General features: G+C 30.5%; 18 protein-coding genes. 8 read left to right on the top strand and 10 right to left on the bottom strand.

Going from position 1 to position 22,019, the window contains the following annotated elements; genetic code table 11:
- The first annotated feature begins 332 nt into the window (after positions 1-332).
- Complete coding sequence (locus tag WHD07_RS14295; RefSeq protein WP_343328954.1) at positions 333-1,286, top strand: tRNA-dihydrouridine synthase family protein; 954 nt, start codon at positions 333-335, stop codon at positions 1,284-1,286.
- A gap of 97 nt (positions 1,287-1,383) precedes the next feature.
- On the opposite strand, the gene WHD07_RS14290 is transcribed toward WHD07_RS14295, so the two are convergent.
- The gene (locus tag WHD07_RS14290) at positions 1,384-3,066 is read right to left on the bottom strand and encodes a mechanosensitive ion channel family protein (RefSeq protein WP_343328953.1); all 1,683 of its coding nucleotides are present in this window, start codon (positions 3,064-3,066) and stop codon (positions 1,384-1,386) included.
- Between the two features lie 46 nt (positions 3,067-3,112).
- Here WHD07_RS14290 and WHD07_RS14285 point away from each other — a divergent pair, with 46 nt between their 5' ends.
- The gene (locus WHD07_RS14285; RefSeq protein ID WP_343328952.1) at positions 3,113-3,514 is read left to right on the top strand and encodes a hypothetical protein; all 402 of its coding nucleotides are present in this window, start codon (positions 3,113-3,115) and stop codon (positions 3,512-3,514) included.
- 186 nt (positions 3,515-3,700) lie between these two features.
- Positions 3,701-4,186, top strand: coding sequence for a hypothetical protein (locus WHD07_RS14280; RefSeq protein ID WP_343328951.1), 486 nt, complete (start codon positions 3,701-3,703; stop codon positions 4,184-4,186).
- A 251-nt stretch (positions 4,187-4,437) separates the two neighbouring features.
- Here the strand turns inward: WHD07_RS14280 and WHD07_RS14275 are convergent, their stop codons facing one another.
- The 3 genes from WHD07_RS14275 to WHD07_RS14265 all read right to left on the bottom strand — a co-directional run bounded on the left by WHD07_RS14275 (position 4,438) and on the right by WHD07_RS14265 (position 8,125).
- Entirely contained in the window at positions 4,438-4,953 is a 516-nt protein-coding gene (locus WHD07_RS14275) for a gamma carbonic anhydrase family protein (protein WP_343328950.1), read from the bottom strand.
- A gap of 29 nt (positions 4,954-4,982) precedes the next feature.
- Positions 4,983-5,714 (bottom strand): LytTR family DNA-binding domain-containing protein, encoded by a 732-nt coding sequence (locus WHD07_RS14270; RefSeq protein ID WP_343328949.1) that lies wholly within the window; start codon positions 5,712-5,714, stop codon positions 4,983-4,985.
- A gap of 206 nt (positions 5,715-5,920) precedes the next feature.
- On the bottom strand, positions 5,921-8,125 hold the full coding sequence (locus WHD07_RS14265) for a tetratricopeptide repeat-containing sensor histidine kinase (protein ID WP_343328948.1): 2,205 nt from the start codon (positions 8,123-8,125) through the stop codon (positions 5,921-5,923).
- Positions 8,126-8,335: 210 nt separating this feature from the next.
- Between WHD07_RS14265 and WHD07_RS14260 the strand changes: the two genes are divergently transcribed.
- Together WHD07_RS14260 and WHD07_RS14255 are read left to right on the top strand one after the other, a co-directional pair.
- Positions 8,336-9,040, top strand: a complete 705-nt coding sequence (locus WHD07_RS14260; RefSeq protein WP_343328947.1) for an SIMPL domain-containing protein — start codon at positions 8,336-8,338, stop codon at positions 9,038-9,040.
- Between the two features lie 43 nt (positions 9,041-9,083).
- Positions 9,084-10,214: a vWA domain-containing protein gene (locus tag WHD07_RS14255; RefSeq protein ID WP_343328946.1), complete on the top strand. Its 1,131-nt coding sequence runs from the start codon at positions 9,084-9,086 to the stop codon at positions 10,212-10,214.
- Between the two features lie 133 nt (positions 10,215-10,347).
- Here WHD07_RS14255 and WHD07_RS14250 read toward each other — a convergent pair whose 3' ends face one another.
- The gene (locus WHD07_RS14250; RefSeq protein ID WP_343328945.1) at positions 10,348-11,139 is read right to left on the bottom strand and encodes a DUF2797 domain-containing protein; all 792 of its coding nucleotides are present in this window, start codon (positions 11,137-11,139) and stop codon (positions 10,348-10,350) included.
- A gap of 82 nt (positions 11,140-11,221) precedes the next feature.
- On the opposite strand from WHD07_RS14250, the gene WHD07_RS14245 reads away from it, so the two are divergent.
- Both WHD07_RS14245 and WHD07_RS14240 read left to right on the top strand, forming a co-directional pair.
- Positions 11,222-12,739: a GH3 auxin-responsive promoter family protein gene (locus WHD07_RS14245; RefSeq protein ID WP_343328944.1), complete on the top strand. Its 1,518-nt coding sequence runs from the start codon at positions 11,222-11,224 to the stop codon at positions 12,737-12,739.
- A 76-nt stretch (positions 12,740-12,815) separates the two neighbouring features.
- Positions 12,816-15,224, top strand: a complete 2,409-nt coding sequence (locus tag WHD07_RS14240; protein ID WP_343328943.1) for a TonB-dependent receptor — start codon at positions 12,816-12,818, stop codon at positions 15,222-15,224.
- Position 15,225: 1 nt separating this feature from the next.
- Here the strand turns inward: WHD07_RS14240 and WHD07_RS14235 are convergent, their stop codons facing one another.
- Positions 15,226-16,203 (bottom strand): polyprenyl synthetase family protein, encoded by a 978-nt coding sequence (locus WHD07_RS14235; protein WP_343328942.1) that lies wholly within the window; start codon positions 16,201-16,203, stop codon positions 15,226-15,228.
- 240 nt (positions 16,204-16,443) lie between these two features.
- Here WHD07_RS14235 and WHD07_RS14230 point away from each other — a divergent pair, with 240 nt between their 5' ends.
- Positions 16,444-17,040 carry a hypothetical protein gene (locus WHD07_RS14230; RefSeq protein WP_105047550.1) on the top strand — a complete coding sequence of 199 codons (597 nt, stop codon included), beginning with the start codon at positions 16,444-16,446 and terminating at the stop codon, positions 17,038-17,040.
- A gap of 92 nt (positions 17,041-17,132) precedes the next feature.
- Here the strand turns inward: WHD07_RS14230 and rlmN are convergent, their stop codons facing one another.
- The 4 genes from rlmN to WHD07_RS14210 form a co-directional block, all read right to left on the bottom strand.
- On the bottom strand, positions 17,133-18,170 hold the full coding sequence (rlmN, locus tag WHD07_RS14225) for a 23S rRNA (adenine(2503)-C(2))-methyltransferase RlmN (protein WP_422897642.1): 1,038 nt from the start codon (positions 18,168-18,170) through the stop codon (positions 17,133-17,135).
- A 362-nt stretch (positions 18,171-18,532) separates the two neighbouring features.
- Positions 18,533-19,582 (bottom strand): tRNA preQ1(34) S-adenosylmethionine ribosyltransferase-isomerase QueA, encoded by a 1,050-nt coding sequence (gene queA, locus WHD07_RS14220; RefSeq protein ID WP_343328941.1) that lies wholly within the window; start codon positions 19,580-19,582, stop codon positions 18,533-18,535.
- A 72-nt stretch (positions 19,583-19,654) separates the two neighbouring features.
- A complete protein-coding gene (locus WHD07_RS14215; protein ID WP_343328940.1) occupies positions 19,655-20,884 on the bottom strand; it encodes a 3-phosphoshikimate 1-carboxyvinyltransferase in 1,230 nt (409 codons plus the stop codon).
- A 109-nt stretch (positions 20,885-20,993) separates the two neighbouring features.
- Entirely contained in the window at positions 20,994-21,695 is a 702-nt protein-coding gene (locus tag WHD07_RS14210; protein WP_343328939.1) for a crotonase/enoyl-CoA hydratase family protein, read from the bottom strand.
- Between the last annotated feature and the right edge of the window lie 324 nt (positions 21,696-22,019).

The following is a 22,019-nucleotide window of genomic DNA, read 5'->3' as shown; positions in this document are numbered from 1 at the left end:
TAATATACAAATATACTAAAAAGAACATATAATTTGTAATTAAAAGAATAAAACATGAATAAAACGATTTGCCAGAAATACATATAAAAAAACAACTAATTAATTGTAAATATGATATTTAGAACACTAAAATACATTAATTTTAAACATCTGAAAAGTACCTTTTCAAACACGCCACTAATCATACACAATCACGATAACAAAACCATAACCCTACCTCAACCTAAAACAAGAAACTCGATAAACAATTTGTAAGTATTTATTATAATATCTACAATTATGTTTATCAAACGCATTAAAAAGTATTCTATATTTGCAACAGAATATTTTTTATGAGTCAGACACTTTTATCTTCTCCTTTACAAGGATTTACAGATTACAAATTTAGAAATGCTTTCAATCATTTTTTTGGAGGAATAGACACATTCTATTCACCATATATCCGTTTGAATGGTAAAATGGTGATTAAAAATTCTTACAAAAAAGATATTCTTTTAGAGAATAATACAGAGTTAGAGGTAATTCCGCAAATTATTACCAACGATGTAGAAGAGTTTCTTTTTGTATCTAAATACGTAAGAGAATTAGGTTACAAAGAATTAAACTGGAATTTAGGTTGCCCCTACCCGATGGTTACCAAACGCGGAATGGGTTCTGGACTAATTGCAGATCCTGAAAAAATAAATAGTATTCTTCATAAAATTCATAATGAATCGGATATTCTTGTTTCTATGAAAATGAGAATGGGCTATGAAACTCCCGAAGAAATTCTAGATGTGTTACCTATTTTAGACACTTATCCTTTAAAAAATATTGCTATTCACGCAAGAATTGGAAAACAACTATACAAAGGCGGAACTAATTTAGAGGCATTTCAAAAATGCTTAGACAATAGCAAACATAAAATGTATTATAATGGTGATATCACTTCTGTTGCAGCATTTAAAAAACTACAAGAACGATTTACATCAATAGATCATTGGATGATTGGACGCGGCTTAATTGCAGATCCTTTTTTACCAAGTATGATTAAAAACGATACCACAGAATATCCAAAAAATAGATTTGATATTTTTAATGAATTTCATGATCGTATTTTTACAGAATATGACGCCGCACTTTCTGGGCCAACTCCAATAAAAATGAAAATGCTTGGTTTTTGGGAGTATTTTTCAAAGAGTTTTACAAATCCTCAAAAAACGTATAAAAAAATTAAAAAGGCAAGCAACGTAAAAAACTACCAAATTGCCGTAAAAGAAATTTTTAAAGAAGCAAAAAACGGTTAAATAAGTTCGTCATTGCGATGTACAAAGCAATCTCATTAATCTATAAGCAGATTGCTTTGTAAACTCGCAATGATATTCTATTTTAAATTAAAGTACTTTATGAACTAGTTTCCGAAGGATTCTCTTTATTAAAATCGCTTAAAACCGTTGCAATTACAGTATCAATTCTTTCTTTATCTGTATTATACTTAGGATTTAAGCCTTTTTTATCAGGAAACTGTTCAATAGTAACCGTGGTAGAAGGAAAAGCAAAATCCACACCTAATTCTTTTGCTAATTTTACAATAGCAATATGCAATCTATGTTTTGATGATTGCTCTACACCCCAAGCTAAACTTTTAAAATACACATTTACCATAATCAATAATGCAGAATCACCAAAACCGGTAAACTCTACATTATAAGAATCAGATCGTGTTTCTGGATGCGCAATAATAATTTCTCGTACTCCTTTTACAAAGGCTTCAATTAATTCTGGAGGTGTATCATAACGCAAACCTAAATTGGTATTGTAACGTCTAAATAATCGCAAACCTTTGTTATTAATCACCAATTCAGACAATTTACTATTTGGTATTTGGTAGATTGATGTATCTGCAGCACGAACCTGTGTAGATCTAAAACCAACTCTTTCTACAGTACCTACCACTTCTCCTGCTTCTATCCAATCTTCTATATGGAAAGGTTTGTCAAGAAAAATCATGATAGTACCAATTAAGTTTTTTACTGTGTCTTGAGACGCTAATGCAAAAGCCAAACCTCCAATAGTTGCTCCCGCCAACATGGTAGTGGTATCTACACCAAAAAGGACTAGCAGCTTAAAAATACCCACTACAATTACCAAACCAGTAAGAAAACTGTGCAAAATAGGTACTAATTGATCATCTAACCTGCCATGTGTTCTTTCTGTAAACTCAGCATAAATGCGCATTACAACTTGTACTAGTTTTAAGAAAACGTAAATCCAGAATACTGTTTCTGCAATGTTTAAAATCAAAAACACCCATGTATTTGTTGTTAAACCAAATTGTAATGATGGAAAAACTTTGTCTACAAAAGTTAAAGTAACTAATAAACTTATAGGGTGTGCCAATTTCTTTATTACTTTGTTAACTTCTAAATTGGTGTTTTTGGTAATTTGATGCTGTAGTTTTAATAAAATAAAAAAGGCTAATCTTTTTACAATTAAAAAAATAAGATACCCTAAAGCTAGCATTATTAACAAACCTACAATTTGCCACAATTCTAAATTTAGTATTTTTTTTCTCCCAGAAACTGGTACTAATTTCTGTAACTTTTGCACATACCAAGGATAAACCTCCTTATATAAACTATCTATTTTTGCAATTGTTTCTGTTGAGTAATACCAATTATCCCCTATTTTTTCTACATAAATCTGAGGCATCCTTAAAGGAAACAACACATATCTATAGTAAGAAGAATACCCAATAGTATCTTTATAATTTGGGTTGGTAGGAATCTTATTTACATCGACATACAAACCTTTACCATCTAAAACTTGTTTTATTTTAATGGCCTTTTCAATAGCTTTCTCTTCAGAAAGTCCTAAAATAGTTTTTGCTGCTTTTTTAGGTTCAAAAGAGTCAGATTGTAAAAAATATAAATGTGTATACACAGTAGCATGAGGGTTACTCATATCTACACGAATACTATCTTGAGCAACCGTAAACATTGGCAAGAAAACAAGAAACCACAAAAAATTCTTCATCTGTACTTTATTAAAATGATTTAAATAAAAAGCAAATTTAAACCTTTTCATTTTTTTAGTGTCAAAGATGTGTAATTAATAAATAACAATACAAAAAATGAAAAAAATAGTAACCATATTAGTTGTCATTTTCGCTTTTACATTTACTGCACAAGCGCAAAAAAAAGGAGGTGCACCTTCTGCTGAAAAAATACTTAAAAGAATGACCAAAGATTTAAGTTTAACAGAAGAGCAACAAAGTAAAATTAAACCTTTATTAACGGCACAATTAGCAGAAAGAAAAGCTGCTATGGAAAAAAGAAAAGCAATTAAAGAATCCGGACAAAAACCATCTAAAGAAGAGCGTCAACTAGAAAGAAAAGACAAAATAGCTAAAGAAGCTGCCTTTAACACAGAAATGTCTAATATTCTTAACAAAGAGCAACTTATTAAGTTTGAAGCAATAGCTAAAGAGAGAAAAACTCAAACCAAAAACAAAGGAAATAAGAAAGCACATTAAAAGTATATGTAACTAGTTTTGGGTTGATTAGTTTATTAAAAAACTCGGTTTCTTTTAGAAACCGAGTTTTTGTTTTTACAATATTTACTTTATGTTAAATACTTGTTAAACACAAAACCACATTAAACCTTTCTCTTTTTAAACTGTCAAAGAAGTATACACATTAACATAAAAAACAATATAGATATGAAAAATTTAGTAAGCATTTTAGTATTAGTATTTGCCATTACATTTACTACACAAGCACAGCAAAAAAGAGGAGGAAATAGAGATAAAGGTTCTAGTTTAACAGCAGAGCAACACGCTACTTTAGCTGTTAAAAAAATGACATTGGCTTTAGATTTATCTGACAGACAACAAAATGAAATTAAACCTCTAGTAATGGCACAAATAGCAGAAAGAAAAGCTGCTATGGAACAAAGAAAGGCTAACAAAGCTGATAAAAAAAGACCTACTGCAGATGAAATGTTTGCCATGCAAAACAAACAGTTAGACAATAAGATCTACATGAAAAACAAAATGAAAGACATTTTAAACAAAGATCAGTTTGAAAAGTTTGAAAAAATGCAAAAAGGTAGAAACAAAATGGCCATGCATAAAATGAAAGGAAAAAAAGGTTCTAAAAATAACAAAGGAAGTCAAAGAGGCAGTAGAACTCAACAAGGAAAGTAAACTAGTTTTGGTTGATTAGTTGATTGAAAAAACCCGATTTCTTAATTGAAATCGGGTTTTTGTTTTTATAACGAATTGGTATTTTGCGTTAGATATTGAATCTTTCGACTCCGCTCAAGACAGGCTATCTGTTTGAGCTCCTTTTTTTAGTGTCAGTTCGAGTAGTTTTTCTGACAAGGAAGAAAATTTGTATCGAGAACAAACTAAAAAAAGCGAGTAGTGAAAGCCCGACCTTGTGTAACGCCCAAAACCTACTCTTTAAACCAACTTGAATATTTTACATAATTATTGGCTATTCTATCGATTTCTCCTGAAATTAATTCTTGCGAAATATCTTTTACTTTTTTAGCAGGAACTCCAGCATAAATACTTCCACTTTCTATTCTTGTATTCTTGGTAACTACCGCTCCTGCTGCAATAATAGAATTAGATTCTACCACACAATCGTCCATAATAATAGACCCCATACCTACCAAAACATTATCGTGAATTGTACAACCATGCACCATTGCATTATGTCCAATAGACACATTATTACCAATGGTTGTTGGCGATTTTTGATACGTTGCATGGATAATAGCACCGTCTTGAATATTAACTTTATTACCAATTTTTATATAATGCACATCGCCTCTTAGCACTGCATTAAACCAAATGCTACACTCTTTTCCTAGAGAAACTTCGCCAACAATGGTTGCATTTTCTGCTACGTAACAATCTTCTGGTATTTGCGGATAATTCCCTCTTACTTCTTTTATAATTGCCATAATTTAAGTTCTAAAAATAAACTATAAATTTACTTAAAATATGATAATAAATTCGCTTTTTGAGAAGCAGAAACCAAAATTTCTTTTCCGTTAGAAACAAGTACGCTCCCTCCTTTTCCCTTTTTATATTTGGTTATGGCATTTACATTTACCAAGTACGATTTATGAATTCGGGCAAACGTATATTCGGTTAAAGCTTCTTCAAAATACTTTAAGGTTTTGCTCACTAATTTCTTAGAATTTGCCAAGTGAATTTCGGTATAATTATCATCTGCTTTACAAAAAACAATATCATTTATATCTAAAACTTCAAAACCATCTTGTTGCGGAATGGTAATTTTACCGGTTGCCGAATTTGTTTTTGGCGCTAATATTTGATGCTGTAATTGGGTTTCTTTTTCTTTAATTTCTGTAACAATATTTACAGCCTTTATGAGCTCATCTATAGAAATTGGTTTTAATAAATAATAACTTGCATGACTATTTAAGGCTTCTATTGCATAATGATCGTAGGCAGTTACAAAAACGGTTTCAAAGGTTCTATTTTCTACCTTTTCTAATAAATCGAACGCATTACCAAAAGGCATTTCTACATCTAAAAACACCAAATCTAACTCGTGTTCTTGTATTAATTTGTAGCCATCATCAATATTACTTGCCTCGCCTAACAACAAAACATTAGGGCAATATTTACCAATATAATTTCGCAGAATATCTCTACTAATTTGCTCGTCTTCTACAATGATTGCTTTTAATTTCATCCTTTTTTTTGTTATTCCTCAGAGATACACAAAGCTTCTTCGCAGAGATTCACTGAGTTTTTACTGTTTTATTTGGGTTATTTCGCAGAGGTTTTTTTATTAGAATTTTTCATCAAAGATATCACGGGCTTTCACGAATGGGGATGTTTTTTTTTAATAATCCTCAGTGAAACTCTGCGCCTTCTCTGTGTATCTCTGTGTTACAACTACTTTTTCTTCAACAACAATGCTACTTTTGTTCCTTCACCGTTTTCTGAAACGTTAGAAACTTCAACGAAAATTCGGTCTTTGTACATATTATTTAGAATTGTAATTCTGTTTTTAATTGTACTCATTCCTTTTGATTTCTGCTTTAACTGATTTTTCGTTTTTAATTCTTGAGATTTTTCTCTTCCAATTCCGTCATCAATAATTGAAATTAAAATAGTTTCAGAATCTTTATTTTTGATAGAAATTTCTAAATTCCCTTTGGTTGTTCTGTATCTTAATCCGTGCCAAATAGCGTTTTCTATATAAGGTTGCAACAACATTGGTGGAATAAAAAATTGTTTTAAATCGATGTTTTCATCCACAGAAATTACATAATCAAACTTCTCTTTAAATCTGTTATGCTCTAACTTTACATACAATTCTAGCAATTCAATTTCTTTTGTTAAAGGAATAAAATCTTCATCAGAATTTTCTAAAACAGCGCGCATTAATGCAGAAAATTCAGATAAATATCGGTTGGCATTACGTTCATCATTTACAGCAATAAAGCTGTTTACAGAGTTTAAAGCATTAAAAATAAAATGCGGATTCATTTGAGAACGCATCGATTTTAATGCCAACAAATTATTGGCTAACTTTTGTTGTTTAATGTTTCTAAACATAAAATACGCCAACAAACTCATCAATAGAAACCCACCCACTAAACTATAAATTATTAAGCGTTGTCTTTGATTACTTTCTTCAGATAATTTTTGATCTATGTACGCCAAACTAATTTTACTTTCTGCCAATTCTTTGTCTTTTTCTAAACTAGCAATTCTATTTTGATTGTCTGATATTTTCTTAGAAAACCGTTTTACTTGCTGAATTTCTTGTTCTTTTTGTATGTAAGCTGCATCTACCAACTTTACATAATCTTGGTAACTTTTTAAGGCCTTATCATACTCTCCCACCGTTGCATAAACTTCAGATAATTTTCTGGTAGCATCTTTTTCTATGGTAATGTCTTTCTTTTCGTCAGCATCTTTTTTACTTTTTTCTAAAAACGGAATGGCATTTTTATAGTCTTCTTTTAAAATATAAGCATTACCAATTTTGTAATTTATTTTTTGAGAAGTAATCGAATCTGATTCTAAATTAAATTTCTTTTGAAATGTTTTATTGCTCTCAGCTTTAATTAAACTTTCTTTTCTTAGTTTAATTTCATCATCAAACAGACGATTAGAATTGTAAAAATCAGCTACTTTTTCTTCTTCTTCTAAAGCTCTATTTATATTTTCTTTAGCCGCTAAGTTCAATGAATTTTTAAACTGAATATTTGCTTTGGCAACATTTCCTTCAGAAGCAAAAACAGTTGCCAACTTAGAGTTTAAATCTGTAATTTTAGCAGTAACCAAGCTCTCTTTGGCGAGTTTTAAAGATTCCTTATAATACGTTTTAGCGGTGTTGTATTTTTTTGATGAAAAATCTACATCTCCCAAACCTTCTAAAACAAGAATACGCTCATAATTACTTAGTTTCTGATTTAATAAATTGGTATACGTATGCTTACTTTCTTTTAAATCATTTAATAAAAACTGTGCATTTGCCAAAGCAATTTTTGTGGCTGTATTGTCTTTTATTTGAATAGAAAGTTTATAATTATTTACAGCTAAATCGTACTGTTTCCAATACAAATAAACATCTGCTAAGGTTTTATAGGAAACCGAATTTCGTTGTTTAGACTGGTTATCTTGCAACGCTTTTTCTACAAAAGACAAACTTAAATCGATATCTTTTTTCTTGTAAAAATTTGCCGAATCTAAATATTGATGATAAAGATCTGGTTTGCGAATCGATTTCATTTTTCGAGAGCTTTTACTAACAGTAAACTCTCTTTCTGAAGCAAACCCTTCTACCAAAATTTTTATTTCTTCATCCGATTTTATCGTGTAATACACCGTTTCAAAATCTGGGTGAGAAACCCTTAACTGATCGCCTACTCTTGCCTTTATTAAGTAATAACTATAAATCTCATTATAATCAAAATACTTACCACTTACAAAAACCTCTGCATTTTTTATAGGGACATTGGTATTCTTATTTAAAACCTTCACTTTTACATCAAACATTTTTGTTTGAATATCTGTACTTATTTCTTGAGCAGAAACTGCCACAAATAGACATATAAAAAGGCTGGTTATGTATTTTCTTAAAATCATTTTGCTATTTAATACTGTAAACATACACACAAAAAAGCATCAAAAAAAATGACTTTTCTTTTAATATTTCCATTTTACTTATTAAAATTAAGGTTTACTCATTTTGTATTCCTTTTCACTCAACCAAAAGGAGGTTTTACTCATTGGCTGTTTTTTAAGAATTAAGTTGGTCTTAATATTGACTTATTAAACTCAATAAAATAGACGCAAATGAAATTCTCAAAATTAATTATCCTTTTATTTTTCACCTCAACGGTATTTAGCCAAATAAATTACAGCACAGCAACAAAACCTTTTATAGAAGTTACAGGTACCGCAGAAACAGAAATTATTCCTGATGAAATATATGTAACCATTTCACTAAAAGAACGCTTAGAAAAAGGGAATAAACTAACCATACAAATCTTAGAAGACGAATTAAAAAAGCTTTTAGTAAAAATTAGAATTCCAGAAAAGAACTTATCTATTTCTGATGTAAATGCCGTTTTAGCAAAAACTGGTTGGTGGACAGAAGAAGTTTTTTCTGTTGCAAATTATTCTTTAAAAGTAAATGGTGCCGATAAATTAAAATTACTTTTTGAAGGTTTTAAAAAACTAAAAATTGCTGATGTACATATTACAAAAGCCACACATTCTAACATTCTTGCATTAAGAAAAATGAACCGAATTAAAGCGATAAAAGCAGCTAAAGCAAAAGCAGATTATTTGTTAACTGCTATTGGAGAGCATACAGGGAAACCAATAAAGATTAACGAAATAGCGACTAACAACCAACCTAATTATTCTTATGCAAACCAAGTAAATGTTACCGGATATAGTGTTAGTAAAGTAAGAAGTCTAGAAAAAAATAAAGCTGTTCAGTTCGAAAAAATAAAAATAGCATCTTCCATCTATGTAAAGTTTAGCATCAAATAAAACCAAACTTTTAATCATTTATAAAACCTTAAAACAATCTATCATGAAAAAAGTCTCATTAAAAGTCGTATCCGTATTACTCTTATTTGTCTCCATTAACAACTTTGCAGTAAACGAGCCATCATCAGAAAAAACAAAAAAACAAACTATTAAAGTCGCTTTACTACTAGACACTAGTAGCAGTATGGATGGACTGATAAACCAAGCAAAAGCACAACTTTGGGAAATTGTAAACGAACTTTCGTATGCTAAGTATGGTGTTCAAAAACCCAATTTAGAAATTGCATTATATGAATATGGCAACTCTAGATTATCTTCTAAAGAAGGATATATAAAACAGGTTTTACAGTTTAGTAATGACTTAGATGAAATCTCCGAAAAACTATTTTCTTTAACTACAAGTGGCGGAAATGAGTTTTGCGGACAAGTTATAAAAACATCTTTAAACGAACTTTCTTGGGGAGAAAATAAAAACGATTTAAAACTAATTTTTATTGCTGGTAACGAGCCTTTTACACAAGGTAAAATCAATTATAAAGATGCTATTACAGACGCAAAAGAAAAAGATGTAATTATCAATACGATATTTTGTGGTAACTATTCTACCGGAATTTCTGGAATGTGGAAAGATGGTGCAGATTTGGGTGGTGGCGATTATATGACCATAAATCAAGATAAAAAAATTGTACACGTGGTTACTCCTTATGATGATGACATTATCATTCTAAATAAAAGATTAAACAAGACTTATATTTATTACGGAAATAAAGGATATTCTAAATTTTCTTCTCAGAAAGAACAAGATATAAATGCAGAATCTTTAGATGAAGTAGTTATTGTTAAACGTGCCGTAAGTAAAAGTTCTCGTTTGTACGACAACTCTTCTTGGGATTTGGTAGATGCTGAAAAAAAGCAAAAAGTAGATTACAATAAAATTGAAAAAGAAAAACTACCTAAAGAATTACAAAATAAATCGGAAACTGAAATTAAAAGCTATGTAAAAATAAAAGCCAAAGAACGAACAGAAATTCAGCAAAAAATTAAAGAATTAGATGCAAAAAGAAGAAGTTTTATTGCTAAAAAACAAAAAGAAGGCAGCAAAAAAGACGAATTAAATAACGTCATGCTAAACGCTATTAAAAGACAAGCTAAATTAAAAAACTATGCTTGGTAAAAGGTAATACTATAGCTATTTCACAGAGTTACTTAGAGCATTTCACAGAGATTCACGGAGAAGAAAATTAGACCTTCTCTATGAATCTCTGTTATTTTACTCTGTGAATCTTTGTGTTATAATTACACTAACTTTACACCTCAATTGAGACCACCAAACCTTCGTTACTTCTTACATTAAATACGGTTTCGTCTTCAAAAATTAAATATTGTCCTTTTATTCCAACTAAAGTTCCTGTATAAGTCGGCGTTTTAATTAAATTTAAACTTTTAGGTTTTAAAGGATATTTTACAACCGGAAAATTAAGATGTGTTTCCGAATTATTTTCAATAAAATATTCTAAAGCTTCATCCGGTATGTATTGCTTCAATTTATCTCGCCATGCTACCAAATCTACATCTTCAATATCATTCTTTAGCATTTTTCTCCAATTGGTTTTATCAGCAACATGATCTTTTAAAGCAACTTCGGTAATACCTGCTAAATATCGATTAGGAGTTTCTACTATTTCTATAGCTTCATGCGCTCCTTGATCTATCCAACGTGTAGGCACTTGCTGCTTTCTGGTAACTCCTACTTTTACATTGCTAGAATTTGCTAAATACACAATATGCGGTTTTAATTGCACGGATTGTTCATAGGCTAAATCTCTATCTTCTATCCCTAAATGTGCCTTACTTAATTCTGGATGCATAATCCAATCGCCTGCATTTGGAGTGTCGAAAAAACAAGATTTACAAAAACCTTGTCTATAAATTTTCTTTTCTAAATGACAGTTTAAACATTCATAAGTAACAAAATTGATGGTTAAATCTTTATTTAACAACTGATTCATGTTTATAAAATCAGTTTTCATGTCTAAATAATACTGAATTTGTTCTGCATTTTCAGTCATCATTTTTTTTAAAACTCCTTGGTAAATCATCGCACAAATTTTAGTATTTTTAAACTTCGGTTTTAAAACGATAATTGTTCTAAAATCGTTCAAAACAAACTTACGAATTTCTATGGCTTTTCAAATTATCAATTCTATAATTTCTTGGTTTTTAAAGAAACGAAAACATCAAATAGAGCTGTTTTTAAAATACCCTATTGATGTTCAGAACGAATTACTTTTAAAACTGGTAAACACAGCTAAAAATACAGAAGTTGGTAAAGAATACAACTTTGCTAGCATAAAAAACCATACAGATTTTACAAAAAATGTTCCTATTCAAAAATATGAAACTTTTGAACCTTTAATAGAACGATGTAGAAAAGGTGAACAAAATTTATTTTGGCCAACAGATATTAAATGGTTTGCAAAAAGTAGCGGAACCACTAATGCAAAAAGTAAATTTATACCTGTTTCTGATGAGGCTTTAGAGTATTGCCACATGAAAGCAGGTAAAGATATGTTGTGTTTGTACATTAATAATAATGAAGACACTCAGCTTTTTACAGGTAAAGGATTGCGTTTGGGCGGAAGTTCTGATGTATACCAAGACAACAATTCTTATTTTGGAGATTTATCTGCAATTATTATAGAAAACATGCCTTTTTGGGCAGATTTTAGCTCTGCTCCTAGCCAAGAAGTAGCTTTAATGAGCGATTGGGAAACAAAAATGGATGCCATTATTGATGAAACTATCGATGAAGATATTACAAGTTTAGCAGGTGTACCAAGTTGGATGTTGGTATTGCTTAATCGTATTTTAGAAAGAACCGGAAAAGAACATATTTTAGAAGTTTGGCCTAATTTAGAAGTCTATTTTCATGGAGGCGTAAACTTTAATCCTTATAGAGAACAGTACAAAAAAATTATTCCGAAAAAGAGTTTTAAGTATTACGAAATTTACAATGCTTCAGAAGGTTTCTTTGCCATTCAGGATAGAAACAACTCTAAAGAATTATTGTTGATGTTAGATTACGGAATTTTCTATGAATTTATTCCGATGAGTGAATACAAAGGCGAAAATTCTGAAACGATTACACTTGCTGATGTAAAAAAAGACATCGATTACGCTTTAATTATTACTACAAACGGTGGTTTATGGCGTTATTTAATTGGTGATACCATTCGTTTTACATCATTAGAACCGTACAGAATTAAAATTACAGGACGCACAAAACACTATATAAACGTCTTTGGAGAAGAACTTAACATAGAAAATGTAGAAGATGCTTTAAAATTAGCTTGCGAAAAAACAGCAGCTACCATTTCTGATTATACTGTGGGACCTATTTTTATGGAAGGCAAAGAAAAAGGTGGTCATGAGTGGATTTTAGAGTTTAGCAAAAAACCAGAATGTATCGGTTATTTTTCTGAAGTTTTAGACAATGCTTTAAAATCAATAAATTCAGATTACGAAGCAAAACGCTATTTAAATATGACTTTAATGGCCCCAAAAGTACATCAAGTAGAGCAAGGTCTATTCTACACTTGGTTAAAGAAAAAAAATAAATTAGGGGGGCAACACAAAGTACCAAGACTTTCTAATTCTAGAGATTTTGTAGAAGAATTATTAATCTTAAAAAACTCTTAAAATTATTTTTATTTTCATTGAATAGGCATGATTATTGATAAATAATCTTAGATTTTATCTTTGTAAAAACCTAACTATGATTAAAAAAGTTACTCTAATTTTTTTCCTTTTTTTTTTAAACTTTACTTCGAGCGCTCAAATACTTACCGTAATTAACAAAGAAACAAAAGAGCCTTTAGACCAAGTTACCATCTTTAATTTACAAACCAACGATTACGTTACAACCAACGGAAAAGGGCAAGTAGATATTAGTAGTTTTAAAAAAAATGAACTTTTAAAAATTAGATTTCTTGGTTTTAAAACACAAACTAAAACTTATCAAACTCTAAAACAAAGCAATTTTTTACTGCAACTAACTCCAACTATTTTAAAAATAGATGAGATTGTTATTTCTGCTACCAAATGGAAACAAAAAACGTCTGATTTAGCTTCAAAAATTAGCACTATTTCACCTAAAGCTATTGAATTGATGAATACACAAACAGCAGCTGATTTATTAACGGTTTCTGGCAAAGTATTTATTCAAAAAAGTCAACAAGGAGGCGGAAGCCCAATGATAAGAGGTTTTGCAACCAATAGATTGTTGTATACCATTGATGGTGTTAGAATGAATAATGCCATTTTTAGAGCCGGTAATATTCAGAATGTAATTTCTTTAGATCCTTTTGCCATCGAAGAAACAGAAATTATTTTTGGCCCCGGTTCTGTAATTTACGGAAGTGATGCCATTGGAGCTGTAATGAGTTTTAAAACATTATCTGCAAACTTATCTTTAGATAATGAAACCTTAATAACAGGAAAAGCTTTTACAAGATTCTCTTCTGCAAATGAAGAAAAAACATACCATGCCGATTTTAATTTAGGCTATAAAAAATGGGCATTTGTTACCAGCTTAAGCTACAATGATTATGGCGATTTAAAAATGGGAAGTAACGGACCTGATGAATACCTAAGAAACTTTTATGTAGAAAGACAAAACAACCAAGATGTTGTAATTACCAATAAAAACCCTAAAATACAAACTCCATCTGGCTATACACAAACCAACTTAATGCAAAAAGTTAGGTTTAAACCTAATGAAACTTGGAATTTTGAATATGGATTTCATCTCTCTGAAACTTCTAGCTACTCTAGATACGATAGACACTTAAGAACAAAAAACGGAGACCCTCGTTATGGAGAATGGAGCTATGGTCCACAAAAGTGGATGATGAATAATTTTGAAATCAATAAAAAAGGAACGAGTTCTTTTTATGATGATGTTACTTTAAGAGTAACCTATCAAAAATTTGACGAAAGTAGAATTAGCCGAGATTTTAATGATAACGGAAGAGAAACAAGAACAGAAAATGTAGACGCATACTCTTCTAACTTAGATTTCTCTAAAAGCTTAAGTAGAAAAAGCAAATTATTTTACGGAGCAGAATATGTTTATAATGATGTAAAATCTACAGGTATAAATACAAATATTGACACCAATATTTCTGAAAAAGGAGCCAGTAGATACCCTAATTCTAATTGGTCTTCTTTAGGTATTTATACTTCTAATCAATACGATTTTTCTAAAAAATGGGTATTACAATCTGGTTTACGTTATAATTTTTACAGTTTAAACGCTACGTTTGATACTACATTTTATCCTTTACCATTTACGCAAGCAAAAATAAATGATGGCGCTTTAACTGGTAGTTTGGGCTTAATTTTTAGACCTCAAGAAGATTGGTTATTAAGCACTAACTTTTCTACTGCTTTTAGATCACCTAATGTAGATGATGTTGGTAAAATTTTCGATTCAGAACCTGGTTCTGTAGTGGTTCCTAATCCAGATTTAAAAGCAGAATACGCATACAACACCGATGTTTCTATTGCTAAAACTTTTGGCGATTATTTAAAAATAGAAGTAACTGGTTTTTACACCAATTTAAAAGACGCTATGGTATTAAGAGATTTTACATTAAATGGCGAAACTGAAATGATGTATGACGGAGAATTAAGTACAATACAAGCAATACAAAATGCTGCCGTTGCTAATGTATACGGGTTTCAAACAGGTTTTGAAGCGGAATTAGGAAACGGAATTGGATTTTCATCAACAGTGAGTTATCAAAAAGGAGAAGAAGAGTTAGACAACGGAGATACGAGCCCTTCTAGACACGCAGCTCCTTGGTTTGGTACAACACGCCTTACGTATAATGCAAGTAAATTAAAAGCACAATTGTATGCTAATTACAGCGGTTCTGTTGCTTATGATGATTTACCTGATAGTGAAAAAGCCAAAGATTATATCTACGCAATTGATGATAATGGAAACCCATATTCACCATCTTATGTAACCTTAAATTTAAAAACTTCTTATAGGTTTACAGATAATTTATTAATCTCAACAGGTTTAGAAAACATTACAGACAAACGTTACAGACCTTATAGCTCTGGAATTGTTTCTCCTGGTAGAAATTTTGTAATTTCTTTAAAAGCAAATATTTAAACTAAATTTTACGTTCTACAACGTAATCTATCATTGTTAATAAAGAATCTTTATATGGAGATGTAGGAAAGTCTTCTAATATGGCTAAAGCTTTATTTTTGTAATCATTCATTTTGGTGGTTGTATACTCTATACCTCCTTTTTCTTTTACAAAAGCAATAACTTCTTTAACTCTCTCTTTATTTTTATTGTGTTTCTTAACAGAGTTAATCAACCAAGATTTCTCCTTTTTAGAACAATTATTTAGCGTGTAAATTAATGGCAAGGTCATTTTTTGCTCTTTAATATCAATCCCTGTAGGTTTACCAATATTGGCTTCTGTATAATCAAACAAATCATCTTTAATTTGAAAAGCAATACCAATATACTCACCAAACTTTCGCATTTTACGCACACAATCTTGATTTGCACCAACAGAAGCAGCTCCAATACCACAACAAGCAGCAATTAATGTAGCCGTCTTTTTTCTTATTATATCAAAATAAACGGCTTCTGTAATGTCTAACTTTCTGGCCTTTTCTATTTGCAGTAATTCACCTTCGCTCATTTCTCTTACCGCAATAGAAATTAGTTTTAGCAAATCAAAATCTTCATTATCTATAGATAATAACAATCCTTTAGACAATAAGAAATCACCTACTAAAACCGCTATTTTATTTTTCCAAAGTGCATTTACAGAGAAAAAACCTCTACGTCTGTTACTATCATCTACCACATCATCATGTACCAAAGTGGCAGTATGAATTAATTCTACCACAGAAGCTCCTCGATAGGTTCTTTCATCGAAACCTCCATTAGAAACCATTTTAGCCACCAAAAAAACAAACATTGGTCGCATTTGTTTTCCTTTTCTACGAACAATATAATAGGTAATTCTGTTTAACAGCGGAACTTTAGACAACATAGATTCTTTGAACTTTTCTTCAAAGAGTTCCATTTCGTTTTTAATGGGAAGTTTTATAAGTTCTACTGGTTTCATTAACGACTGTTTATCCTGATAAAAAACCAAAAGTAAAGAAATAAATTAAGATGCTTTTGCTTGAAACCTTAATCTTTTTAAACAGCCATTTATTATTGATTTTTTAACTAAAAAAATTATCTGTGATTTCTAAAAAAAAGTCTCATTCAGAAATAATAAAATGATTAAAATTAGCACCAAATTAAATTTTTCTATTACCTTTCTAACCTTTAAAAAAACAAATTTACAAACTAAATTACTATGCAAGAAATTCATTTTCCCGTTACTTTTCAATTTAAAATATCTACGTTAGCAAACGACTTTACAGCAAAAGATAGTAGCGGAAAACCTATTGCCTATGTGCGTCAGAAAATGTTTAAGTTAAAAGAAGATATTAGTATTTATGAAAATGATACCAAATCTAAATTAAACTATAAAATTAAAGCTGATAAATGGTTAGACTTTTCTACGGCTTATTCTTTTTTTGATGAGAAGGATAAAGAGTTTGGAAAAGTGGCTAGAAAAGGATGGAAATCTCTTTGGAATGCGCATTACGAAATTATTGATCAGTATGAAAAACAACAATATGTAATTAACGAGAAAAACCCTTGGGTAAAAGTTTTAGACTCTTTACTTGGTGAAATTCCTGTTTTAAGTTTCTTTACAGGATATCTTTTTAACCCAACTTACCTAGTTAAAAATAACGAAGGTAAAACGGTTGTTGAACTTAAAAAATTAAAATCTTTTTTTGGTAGAAACTTCGAGGTTTCTAAAATTGGAGAATTAGATAGCGATGATGACGATAGAGTGATGCTTTCTTTAATGATGTTTGTTTTATTAGAAAGAAGAAGAGGTTAAACCAACGTCTTAAAACATAAAAAAAGCGATCAAGAGATTTTAAAATCTATTGAGCGCTTTTTATTTTGTGTATAATTTTCTAAATAGAACTATTAAGATTTATTTGCTAATTGTCCGCAAGCAGCATCAATATCTTTACCTCTACTTCTTCTTACATTTACAGTAATATCATTCATTTCTAAATTAGAAATATAATTATTTATTGCAGAAGAACTTGCTTGCTGAAACTCGCCATCATCAATAGGGTTGTATTCTATTAAGTTGACTTTACAAGGCACTGCTTTACAAAATGCTACTAGCGCCTTTATATCTTCTTTTTTATCGTTAATACCATCCCAAACAATGTATTCGTAGGTAATTTCTCTACCTGTTTTTTCGTACCAATATTCTAAAGATTCTTTTAAATCTTTTAAAGGAAAATTCGTATTAAAAGGCATAATTGTAGTTCTAACCTCATCGATTGCAGAGTGTAAAGAAACTGCTAAATTAAATTTAGCTTCTTCATCTGCCATCATTTTTATCATTTTTGGCACTCCAGATGTAGAAACTGTAATTCTTTTAGACGACATACCTAAACCTTCTGGAGATGTAATCATCTCTATAGATTTCATCATGTTTTTATAGTTCATTAAGGGTTCTCCCATTCCCATAAAAACAATGTTGGTTAATTTTCTATCATAATACAATCTACTTTGTCTGTCTATAACAACAACTTGATCGTAAATTTCATCTGGGTTTAGGTTACGCATTCTTTTTAAACGCGAAGTTGCACAGAACAAACAATCTAAACTACAACCCACTTGACTAGAAACACAAGCTGTTGTTCTTTTTTCTGTAGGTATTAAAACAGACTCTACAATTAAACCATCGTGTAATTTAATTCCGTTTTTTATGGTTCCATCTTTACTTTTTTGCATAGAATCTACTTTGATATGATTAATAACAAAGTTTGCTTCTAACATTTCTCTTGTTTCTTTAGAAATGTTTGTCATTGCATCAAAAGTATGTAAAGACTTGCTCCAAAGCCATTCATACACCTGGTTTCCTCTAAAAGCTTTATCGCCATTTTCTACAAAAAAATCGCGTAATTGTTCTTTAGTTAAGGCTCTTATGTCTTTCTTTTTATCCAAAATAATTATTATTTAAAAAAATCAAAGTTTAATGATTAAAAATTGACCGCTGCAAAAATACGTATATAATTTGAGGTTATACCTTTTGTTAGCAAGTAGGTTGCGTTAGCGATTGAAATGGCATCTTTTTTAAATGTTTTTAGAAATGTGTCATTGCGAGGAACGAAGCAATCTGTTTATCTAAAAGAGATTGCCACATAAAGCAGAAAAGCTTTATTCGCAATGACAAATTTAAAAAGATATAGCCTTTCGACTCTGCTCAAGATAAATTCCAAGCGCGACCTTTTTAGGGAACGCCCAATAAAAAAAAAGGCTGATAATTAAATAATTATCAGCCTTTAAGTTTTAAATTCTTAAAAGAATTATATAATTAACATAGCGTCTCCGTAAGTAGAAAATCTATATTTTTCTTTAATTGCTTCTTTGTATGCTTCCATTACAAAATCGTAACCACCAAAAGCGGCTGCTTGCATTAATAATGTAGATTTTGGTGTGTGAAAGTTTGTAATCATTGCGGTAGCGATACTGAAATCGTGAGGAGGAAAAATGAATTTATTGGTCCAACCTGTAAATCCGTTTAGCTCACCTTTAGATGAAACTGAAGATTCTATCGTTCTCATTACTGTTGTACCTACTGCACAAACTCTTCTTTTTTCTTTTTTAGCTTTATTGATTTTTTCTGCAGTTGCCTCTGAGATATCAATCTGCTCAGAATCCATTTTATGCTTAGATAAATCTTCTACTTCTACTGGGCTAAATGTACCTAAACCAACGTGTAATGTAGTTTCTGCAAATTCTACTCCTTTAATTTCTAAACGTTTCATTAAATGTTTAGAAAAGTGTAAACCTGCTGTTGGCACTGCTACTGCTCCTTCGTGCTTTGCATAAATAGTTTGGTAACGCTCATCATCTATAGGTTCTACATCTCTACCAATTGCTTTTGGTAATGGTGTTTGACCAAGTTCTAATAATTTTGCTCTAAACTCTTCGTAAGAACCATCAAATAAGAAACGTAAAGTTCTTCCTCTAGATGTTGTGTTGTCTATAACCTCTGCTACTAAACTATCATCGTCTCCGAAAAATAATTTATTACCAATTCTAATTTTTCTTGCCGGATCTACTAAAACATCCCACAATCTATTTTCTGAGTTTAATTCTCTTAATAAGAAAACCTCTATTCTTGCGCCTGTTTTTTCTTTGTTACCAAACATTCTTGCAGGAAAAACCTTGGTATTATTCAACATCATAACATCTCCTTCATCGAAGTAATCTATAACATCTTTAAAAACTTTGTGTTCTATGGTACCGTCTTTTCTGTTAAGAACCATTAAACGAGATTCGTCTCTATGTTCTGCAGGATATTGAGCTAAAAGCTCATCTGGTAAATCAAATTCAAAATGCGATAATTTCATATGTCTATTTGCTTATAAAGTGCGCAAATATACGATATCGGAATAGGCGTTGTCAAGTGTTTGACCGTTTATTTATAGTTTATCTATTTTAATACCAATTTGTTGCATGTCGTCCCAAAATTTTTGATACGATTTTGTAACCACTTCTGCATTTAAAATTTTAATAGGAACTCTTAATGCCAAAGGCGCAAATGCCATTGCCATTCTATGATCGTTATAGGTTTTTATAGAAATATTAGAGTTTATGGTAGCAGAAATTTCTAAATGTAAACTTTTGTCTGTTACAGAAATAATGGCTCCTAAATTAGTTAACTCGTCATTTAAAGCAACCAATCTGTCTGTTTCTTTAATTTTTAACGTGTGTAAACCACTTAAATTACAGGCAATATTTTCTGCAAAACAAGTTACTGCAATGGTCTGTGCAATATCTGGCGCATTTTTTAAGTCGATTTCTAAGGTTTCTTTCTTCGTTTCTTTTACTTTTTTAAGGGTGATAAAATTCTCACCAAAAATAGTTTCTACTCCAAAATGCTGATAAATTTCTGCCAAACAAGAATCTCCTTGTAAGCTTTCTTTTTTATATGCTGATAAAGAAATTTCTGACCCAATTTCTGCCAAAGCAATAATTGAATAAAAATAACTAGCAGAAGACCAGTCTGATTCTACAACAACAAGTTGTTTTTCTATTGATTTTTTAGGATTCACTTTTATGAAGTTTCCTTCAAAATTAGTTTCAATCCCTAATTGATTCAGCAAACTCAACGTCATGTTTATATAAGGAACCGAAGTAATTTTACCCAATAACTCTATTTCTAATCCGTTTTCTAATTTAGCTGCAATTAGCAACATCGAAGAAATATACTGGCTACTTACGTTTCCGTTAATCTGAACTTTATCTGTTGTAATTTTAGAACCTTTAATTCTAATTGGCGGATACCCAACTTTATCTTCATAAGAAATCGTTGCTCCTAAATCTTTTAAAGCATTTACTAAAATTTCAATCGGTCTGTTTTGCATTCTTTCAGAACCTGTTAAAACCACTTCTCTACCCTCTTTTACGGCAAAGTATGACGTTAAAAAACGCATTGCAGTACCTGCATGACCAATATCTACCGTTTCTTTATCTGTAGAAAGTGCATGTTGCATGTGCACAGAATCGTCTGAGTCTGATAAGTTTTCTATAGAAATTTCTGGAAATAAATTCTGAAGAATTAACAATCTATTCGATTCACTCTTAGAACCTGAGATTGTTATTTTCTCATTAATCTTTTTATTACCTGCAACATTTAATAATATATCCATTTCCTAAAATTCTATAAATTAGTTTTTCACTAAGCGTCAAAGTTACCATTCAAAAGAAATATAACAAAGTTTATTTCCTTTAAATAAGTGTAAAAATTCACCGTTTTTATTAAGAATTAATAGAGATATCGCTCTTTAAATCCAATTCAATTGCATTTTCTAAATCTAATAAATGCTGTTTTCTAACTTTTAACTTTGTTTCGGCGTGTGCTTTCTTATTTAGTTTGGCAAACATACCCGCTACTTTTATAGCTGTTGGCAATAAGTGAGTATCCGGAACAATCATATCTAAAAAACCTGCTTTTACCGCATCTTTAGGATTATAAATTTCAGCGTTATTTACACTTCTATTTAAATACACTTCAGACAATCTAGATTTTGCAATCGCAATTCCGGCATTGTGCATCGTCATACCAATCATTACTTCATTTAAACCTATTTTAAAATCGCCTTCTGTACCAATTCTATAATCTACAGAAAGTAATAAAAAAGCTCCTTTTGCAATGGCATGCCCAGAACACGCAATAATAATTGGTTGCGAAAAAGACAACATTTTTAATGATAGTTGAGACCCTTTTGTAACCAATTCTTTAGCTGCTTCTGAAGATTTTGTCATCACTTTTAAATCGAATCCGCCAGATAATATTCCTTTTTGACCTGTAAGAATTACTACTTTATTTTCTGCCGCTGCTTTATCTAAACCTGCATTTAAACCCGCTACAACTTCATGCGAAATAGCATTTGCTTTTCCATTATTAATCGTAAGTAAAGCGTAATTTTCTTCTGATGTATACGTAACAAATTCGTTCATTCTATATCTATTTTTTATCGACTTACAATATAATTTAAAAATACAACACCAACAATTCATGGTACATAATTCATTTTATTTGGGCGTTCCTTACAGGTCGGGCTTTGCGCTACAATCTTTTTAAATTTGTCCTTGCCAATAAAGCTTTTTCTGCTTTATGTGGCAATCTCTTTTAGATAAACAGATTGCTTCGTTCCTCGCAATGACGCATTTCTAAAAACATTTAAAAAGGATTTCCACTGCAATCCCTAACGCAACCTACCTGCCAACAAACCTAAATTGAGTACTTATTAGTTATTATTTGTTTATTTTTGCCAGTGAAAG

The sequence above is a fragment of the Polaribacter staleyi genome, from assembly GCF_038024045.1.
Classification (GTDB): domain Bacteria; phylum Bacteroidota; class Bacteroidia; order Flavobacteriales; family Flavobacteriaceae; genus Polaribacter; species Polaribacter butkevichii.
Note: the sequence above shows the minus strand (reverse complement) of the source record. Positions and strands in the feature narration are given on the sequence as shown.

Coding starts and splice junctions, on each gene's coding strand:
- WHD07_RS14295 (WP_343328954.1), top strand. CDS start 333: ATGAGTCAGACACTTTTATCTTCTCCTTTACAAGGATTTACAGATTAC.
- WHD07_RS14290 (WP_343328953.1), bottom strand. CDS start 3,066: ATGAAAAGGTTTAAATTTGCTTTTTATTTAAATCATTTTAATAAAGTA.
- WHD07_RS14285 (WP_343328952.1), top strand. CDS start 3,113: ATGAAAAAAATAGTAACCATATTAGTTGTCATTTTCGCTTTTACATTT.
- WHD07_RS14280 (WP_343328951.1), top strand. CDS start 3,701: ATGAAAAATTTAGTAAGCATTTTAGTATTAGTATTTGCCATTACATTT.
- WHD07_RS14275 (WP_343328950.1), bottom strand. CDS start 4,953: ATGGCAATTATAAAAGAAGTAAGAGGGAATTATCCGCAAATACCAGAA.
- WHD07_RS14270 (WP_343328949.1), bottom strand. CDS start 5,714: ATGAAATTAAAAGCAATCATTGTAGAAGACGAGCAAATTAGTAGAGAT.
- WHD07_RS14265 (WP_343328948.1), bottom strand. CDS start 8,125: ATGATTTTAAGAAAATACATAACCAGCCTTTTTATATGTCTATTTGTG.
- WHD07_RS14260 (WP_343328947.1), top strand. CDS start 8,336: ATGAAATTCTCAAAATTAATTATCCTTTTATTTTTCACCTCAACGGTA.
- WHD07_RS14255 (WP_343328946.1), top strand. CDS start 9,084: ATGAAAAAAGTCTCATTAAAAGTCGTATCCGTATTACTCTTATTTGTC.
- WHD07_RS14250 (WP_343328945.1), bottom strand. CDS start 11,139: ATGATTTACCAAGGAGTTTTAAAAAAAATGATGACTGAAAATGCAGAA.
- WHD07_RS14245 (WP_343328944.1), top strand. CDS start 11,222: ATGGCTTTTCAAATTATCAATTCTATAATTTCTTGGTTTTTAAAGAAA.
- WHD07_RS14240 (WP_343328943.1), top strand. CDS start 12,816: ATGATTAAAAAAGTTACTCTAATTTTTTTCCTTTTTTTTTTAAACTTT.
- WHD07_RS14235 (WP_343328942.1), bottom strand. CDS start 16,203: ATGAAACCAGTAGAACTTATAAAACTTCCCATTAAAAACGAAATGGAA.
- WHD07_RS14230 (WP_105047550.1), top strand. CDS start 16,444: ATGCAAGAAATTCATTTTCCCGTTACTTTTCAATTTAAAATATCTACG.
- queA (WP_343328941.1), bottom strand. CDS start 19,582: ATGAAATTATCGCATTTTGAATTTGATTTACCAGATGAGCTTTTAGCT.
- WHD07_RS14215 (WP_343328940.1), bottom strand. CDS start 20,884: ATGGATATATTATTAAATGTTGCAGGTAATAAAAAGATTAATGAGAAA.
- WHD07_RS14210 (WP_343328939.1), bottom strand. CDS start 21,695: ATGAACGAATTTGTTACGTATACATCAGAAGAAAATTACGCTTTACTT.